Here is a 6,212-nt window from a genome sequence, read left to right on the forward strand (position 1 = left end):
GACAAAGCCTGGATTTACAAAACCACACTCGATACAACTTTCTTTCGCCTGTTTCACGATTTTGTTTATACTCTAATATTTCAGCACAATCTTTTACTCTTTCAGCCTTTTTAAATTCAAGAATATGCAGAAGTTCAAAGTAATCAACATTAGCGATTTTCTTTTCTCTCCATGGTCTCACTTTTCCACTTTTTGTCTTGTCCACTAAAACCCTTGATTTTTCATCTGAATAAATGCTACTATTAGGACACATAATATTAAAAGAAACCCCCATCTATTTAGTTATTTGTTTAGTCACTTATAACTTTAACAGATGGGGTTTTTCTGTGCAACCAATTTTAAGGGTTTTCAATACTTTAAAACACATACATACCAACACTTCAACGCACCTTTCAGCAACTAAAATAAAAATGACGTTATTTCTATATGTATCAAGATAAGAAAGAACAAGTTCAAAACCATCAAAAAAAGACACCTTTTCAGGTGCTTTTTTTATTTTATAAACTCATTCCCTGATCTCGACTTCGTTCTTTTTTTACCTCTCGGTCGTAGTACCCCCCAGAAGTTGGTCGATTTTTTCAAAATCTCCCCCCAGTCCATTTCCCAATTCCTAAAACAATAAAACCGTGGGCGTTGCCCACACCCACAAACGCAATGCGTTTGATCATGCCTCTGAAAAGTGAGTAGACAGTCATACCTGTTGGCTTTTCTGTCGGTTTGCAAAAGCTAATTTACGAAAAAAGCAGCACAAGGGTAAATGCACTCACTACGTTCGCCCTTGTACTGCTTTCTTTTTCGCAAATTTTAACGCTTATGCCGACGAAAAGACCAAACAGGTATAAATATACTCGAATTGATTTAAAACTCCTTAGAACGCAAATATGAGCTTCTAACGACTTAATTCATCTCTATCTCGTGTTCGAGTTTCATTTCTATGAATTTTTTCAAACTCTCCACCTTTCACAAATTCTTTTACTTTGTCTACAACGCCACCAACAAGCGTTTTAACCTGTTCAGTTGTAACTTGCTTAGAATCTTTAAAGTACGCTTTAAACCCTTTGTAAATGTCCTTAATTTCGTTTTTAAGCGATTTATTCTCTTTCTCTAATTCTTCAAGTGTTTCGATATTCCGATTACTCTTACGCACCAAATCATTGTATTCTTTCACTAATTCGCTATATTTCCCTTTAACTTTAGTGATTTCTTTAGGTAAATCAGTTTCCGCATATTTCTTTAGTCGCTCATTTGAGCTATATAAATCTTCATAGCCTTGTATCAAAGCATTTAATTTATCTTTAGAAATAATCACATTTCCTGTTTTACGTTCTTCATTTTTCATAAATTCATGTCGCAACTTACCAATACCAATGGTTTCGCCACTAGGTACTTTGACTGTTTTCGTTTCGTCTTTTAAATCCAAACTCTCTTTTTTTATAGTCGCTGTTTTATCGTTCGATAACGCTAAAACTTCTGACTTCCGCTGTTCCAGCGTGGTAGTCATCTCTTTTAATTCGTCCTTTGCCTTTTTATATTCAGGCACCGTTAAATTTTTACGCTCTGACCCTTTTTCGCCACGTTCAAGCTCAAAACCACGCTCATTTAAATATTTTGGTAATTCGTCTTGTACCGCCTGTAAGGCTTGACGATTAAAAACAGTCTTTGCTGATAACTTCTTTTCCGCATTGAAAGGCACAATACCTAAGTGCATATGTGGTGTTGTTTCGTCTAAGTGAACTTGAGCGTAGCGGATATTCTCATCACCAAATTTTTCAGCGAAGTAATCTTTCGACTGTTCGAAAAAGTCTTTAATTTCTTTATCGTCTTTATCTTTAAAAAATTGGTTGTCAGAAGTTATGATCCATTCGTTTATTAATACAGCATCTTTTCTGACAGCACGACTACTTGATTTGTTGTCATTAATAAATTGCTCAATATCTCGTTTATAATTTTCTGTCCGATTGACCAAATCATAATTTAAATACGACCGTTCAACATCAATATCTTTGTTCGAATGATTGTCTGTATTTCTCTGATTATGATTACCCACCCCAACCAAATTTCCTGATTTCATCTTTTGCATACGAGCCACTACAAATGACATATAAACACTCCTAACTTCGGTACAACTTCCATGTAAAGTATACACACTATACTTTATATTCATATAAGTGTGTACTCTGCGAGGCTGTCGGCAGTGCCGACCAAAACCATAAAACCTTTTAAGACCTTTCTTTTTTTCGTAAAAAAAGAAACAAAAAAACCCGACCTCTGCCACCTCAGCAAAGGGGGGATGCTTTCGTTACCACTCAAAAATAAAAAAGATACAAGAGAAATCTCTCGTATCTTTATTCAACAATAGGGCCCAATTGCAGTATAAATTTAACAGTCGTTCATCATGTTATTATTTATCAGAGCTTGTGCTATAATTATTCTAATTTCATAATCAACCAAACAAAAAATAAGTGGTTATAATGGATTGTTAATATAAACATTCATTATAACCTCATAGGAGTGGGTTATAATGAACAAAAAAAATATAAAAGATAGTCAAAACTTTATTACTTCAAAGCATCATATAAATGAAATTTTGAGAAATGTACATTTAAATACAAATGATAATATTATTGAGATTGGTTCAGGGAAAGGTCATTTCACGTTTGAATTAGCTAAAAGGTGTAATTATGTAACCGCCATTGAAATAGATCCTAAATTATGTAGGATAACTAAAAACAAACTTATTGAATATGAGAACTTCCAGGTTATCAATAAAGATATTTTACAATTTAAGTTTCCTAAAAATAAGTCATATAAGATATATGGAAATATACCCTACAATATAAGTACAGATATAATTCGAAAAATTGTTTTTGAAAGCACAGCTACAGAAAGTTATTTAATAGTGGAATATGGATTTGCTAAAAGGTTGCTAAATACAAATCGTTCACTAGCACTATTTTTAATGACAGAAGTTGATATATCCATATTAAGTAAAATCCCTAGAGAATACTTTCATCCAAAACCTAGAGTTAATAGCTCGTTAATTGTATTAAAAAGACACCCTTCAAAAATATCACTCAAAGATAGAAAACAATATGAAAATTTTGTTATGAAATGGGTTAACAAAGAATACATAAAACTATTTTCCAAAAACCAATTTTATCAAGCCTTAAAATATGCAAGAATTGACGATTTAAACAATATTAGCTTTGAACAATTCTTGTCTCTTTTCAATAGCTATAAATTATTTAATAGATAAGTTAAGGGGTGCATAAACTGCATCCCTTAACTTATCTTATTTTGCTTAAACAATCTTGGCCCGTAAACTGCATAACTCATATGTAAATCGCTCCTTTTTAGGTGGCACAAATATGAGGCATTTTCACTATTTCCGGCAATTACTTCCATGTAAAGTATAAACACACTATACTTTATATTCATAAAGTGTGTGCTCTGCGAGGCTGTCGGCAGTGCCGACCAAAACCATAAAACCTTTAAGACCTTTCTTTTTTTTACGAGAAAAAAGAAACAAAAAAACCTGCCCTCTGCCACCTCAGCAAAGGGGGGTTTTGCTCTCGTGCTCGTTTAAAAATCAGCAAGGGACAGGTAGTATTTTTTGAGAAGATCACTCAAAAAATCTCCACCTTTAAACCCTTGCCAATTTTTATTTTGTCCGTTTTGTCTAGCTTACCGAAAGCCAGACTCAGCAAGAATAAAATTTTTATTGTCTTTCGGTTTTCTAGTGTAACGGACAAAACCACTCAAAATAAAAAAGATACAAGAGAGGTCTCTCGTATCTTTTATTCAGCAATCGCGCCCTTTAATGGAACAAAAAGATTTGAATTCCTGTTATAAAAAAAGGATCAATTTTGAACTCTCTCCCAAAGTTGATCCCTTAACGATTTAGAAATCCCTTTGAGAATGTTTATATACATTCAAGGTAACCAGCCAACTAATGACAATGATTCCTGAAAAAAGTAATAACAAATTACTATACAGATAAGTTGACTGATCAACTTCCATAGGTAACAACCTTTGATCAAGTAAGGGTATGGATAATAAACCACCTACAATTGCAATACCTGTTCCCTCTGATAAAAAGCTGGTAAAGTTAAGCAAACTCATTCCAGCACCAGCTTCCTGCTGTTTCAAGCTACTTGAAACAATTGTTGATATAACTGTTTTGGTGAACGAAAGCCCACCTAAAACAAATACGATTATAATTGTCATGAACCATGATGTTGTTTCTAAAAGAAAGGAAGCAGTTAAAAAGCTAACAGAAAGAAATGTAACTCCGATGTTTAACACGTATAAAGGACCTCTTCTATCAACAAGTATCCCACCAATGTAGCCGAAAATAATGACACTCATTGTTCCAGGGAAAATAATTACACTTCCGATTTCGGCAGTACTTAGCTGGTGAACATCTTTCATCATATAAGGAACCATAGAGACAAACCCTGCTACTGTTCCAAATATAATTCCCCCACAAAGAACTCCAATCATAAAAGGTATATTTTTCCCTAATCCGGGATCAACAAAAGGATCTGTTACTTTCCTGATATGTTTTACAAATATCAGGAATGACAGCACGCTAACGATAAGAAAAGAAATGCTATATGATGTTGTAAACAACATAAAAAATACAATGCCTACAGACATTAGTATAATTCCTTTGATATCAAAATGACCTTTTATCCTTACTTCTTTCTTTAATAATTTCATAAGAAACGGAACAGTGATAATTGTTATCATAGGAATGAGTAGAAGATAGGACCAATGAATATAATGGGCTATCATTCCACCAATCGCTGGACCGACTCCTTCTCCCATGGCTACTATCGATCCAATAAGACCAAATGCTTTACCCCTATTTTCCTTTGGAATATAGCGCGCAACTACAACCATTACGAGTGCTGGAAATGCAGCTGCACCAGCCCCTTGAATAAAACGAGCCATAATAAGTAAGGAAAAGAAAGAATGGCCAACAAACCCAATTACCGACCCGAAACAATTTATTATAATTCCAAATAGGAGTAACCTTTTGATGCCTAATTGATCAGATAGCTTTCCATATACAGCTGTTCCAATGGAAAAGGTTAACATAAAGGCTGTGTTCACCCAGTTTGTACTCGCAGGTGGTTTATTAAAATCATTTGCAATATCAGGTAATGAGACGTTCAAAACCATTTCATTTAATACGCTAAAAAAAGATAAAATGCAAAGCCAAATTAAAATTTGGTTGTGTCGTAAATTCGATTGTGAATAGGATGTATTCACATTTCACCCTCCAATAATGAGGGCAGACGTAGTTTATAGGGTTAATGATACGCTTCCCTCTTTTAATTGAACCCTGTTACATTCATTACACTTCATAATTAATTCCTCCTAAACTTGATTAAAACATTTTACCACATATAAACTAAGTTTTAAATTCAGTATTTCATCACTTATACAACAATATGGCCCGTTTGTTGAACTACTCTTTAATAAAATAATTTTTCCGTTCCCAATTCCACATTGCAATAATAGAAAATCCATCTTCATCGGCTTTTTCGTCATCATCTGTATGAATCAAATCGCCTTCTTCTGTGTCATCAAGGTTTAATTTTTTATGTATTTCTTTTAACAAACCACCATAGGAGATTAACCTTTTACGGTGTAAACCTTCCTCCAAATCAGACAAACGTTTCAAATTCTTTTCTTCATCATCGGTCATAAAATCCGTATCCTTTACAGGATATTTTGCAGTTTCGTCAATTGCCGATTGTATATCCGATTTATATTTATTTTTCGGTCGAATCATTTGAACTTTTACATTTGGATCATAGTCTAATTTCATTGCCTTTTTCCAAAATTGAATCCATTGTTTTTGATTCACGTAGTTTTCTGTATTCTTAAAATAAGTTGGTTCCACACATACCAATACATGCATGTGCTGATTATAAGAATTATCTTTATTATTTATTGTCACTTCCGTTGCACGCATAAAACCAACAAGATTTTTATTAATTTTTTTATATTGCATCATTCGGCGAAATCCTTGAGCCATATCTGACAAACTCTTATTTAATTCTTCGCCATCATAAACATTTTTAACTGTTAATGTGAGAAACAACCAACGAACTGTTGGCTTTTGTTTAATAACTTCAGCAACAACCTTTTGTGACTGAATGCCATGTTTCATTGCTCTCCTCCAGTTGCACATTGGACAA

5 protein-coding genes and 1 pseudogene are annotated in these 6,212 nt (G+C 33.6%); 1 reads left to right on the forward strand and 5 read right to left on the reverse strand.

Features of this window, described 5'->3' with window-relative positions:
- Together G8Y84_RS08585 and mobV are read right to left on the reverse strand one after the other, a co-directional pair.
- Positions 1 to 253 (reverse strand): annotated as a pseudogene (locus G8Y84_RS08585) (protein rep); the annotation flags it as partial.
- Between the two features lie 636 nt (positions 254 to 889).
- Positions 890 to 2,101 carry a MobV family relaxase gene (gene mobV / locus G8Y84_RS08590; RefSeq protein ID WP_032494831.1) on the reverse strand — a complete coding sequence of 404 codons (1,212 nt, stop codon included), beginning with the start codon at positions 2,099 to 2,101 and terminating at the stop codon, positions 890 to 892.
- 420 nt (positions 2,102 to 2,521) lie between these two features.
- Here mobV and G8Y84_RS08595 point away from each other — a divergent pair, with 420 nt between their 5' ends.
- A complete protein-coding gene (locus tag G8Y84_RS08595) occupies positions 2,522 to 3,256 on the forward strand; it encodes a 23S rRNA (adenine(2058)-N(6))-methyltransferase Erm(T) (RefSeq protein WP_002345002.1) in 735 nt (244 codons plus the stop codon).
- A 644-nt stretch (positions 3,257 to 3,900) separates the two neighbouring features.
- Here the strand turns inward: G8Y84_RS08595 and tet(L) are convergent.
- The 3 genes from tet(L) to G8Y84_RS08610 form a co-directional block, all read right to left on the reverse strand.
- Positions 3,901 to 5,277: a tetracycline efflux MFS transporter Tet(L) gene (gene tet(L), locus G8Y84_RS08600; protein ID WP_001574277.1), complete on the reverse strand. Its 1,377-nt coding sequence runs from the start codon at positions 5,275 to 5,277 to the stop codon at positions 3,901 to 3,903.
- Between the two features lie 33 nt (positions 5,278 to 5,310).
- Positions 5,311 to 5,373 (reverse strand): tetracycline resistance efflux system leader peptide, encoded by a 63-nt coding sequence (locus G8Y84_RS11615; protein WP_012779615.1) that lies wholly within the window; start codon positions 5,371 to 5,373, stop codon positions 5,311 to 5,313.
- A gap of 103 nt (positions 5,374 to 5,476) precedes the next feature.
- A partial coding sequence (locus G8Y84_RS08610; protein WP_246864363.1) for a protein rep occupies positions 5,477 to 6,212 on the reverse strand: 736 nt, incomplete at its 5' end.

Origin of the sequence: Staphylococcus sp. 11511212 (assembly GCF_011394755.1) — a bacterium.
GTDB classification, from domain to species: domain Bacteria; phylum Bacillota; class Bacilli; order Staphylococcales; family Staphylococcaceae; genus Staphylococcus; species Staphylococcus chromogenes.

What these genes read in the sequence shown, in the direction of transcription:
- G8Y84_RS08595 (WP_002345002.1), top strand. Translation starts at nt 2,522, where the DNA reads ATGAACAAAAAAAATATAAAAGATAGTCAAAACTTTATTACTTCAAAG.
- mobV (WP_032494831.1), bottom strand. Translation starts at nt 2,101, where the DNA reads ATGTCATTTGTAGTGGCTCGTATGCAAAAGATGAAATCAGGAAATTTG.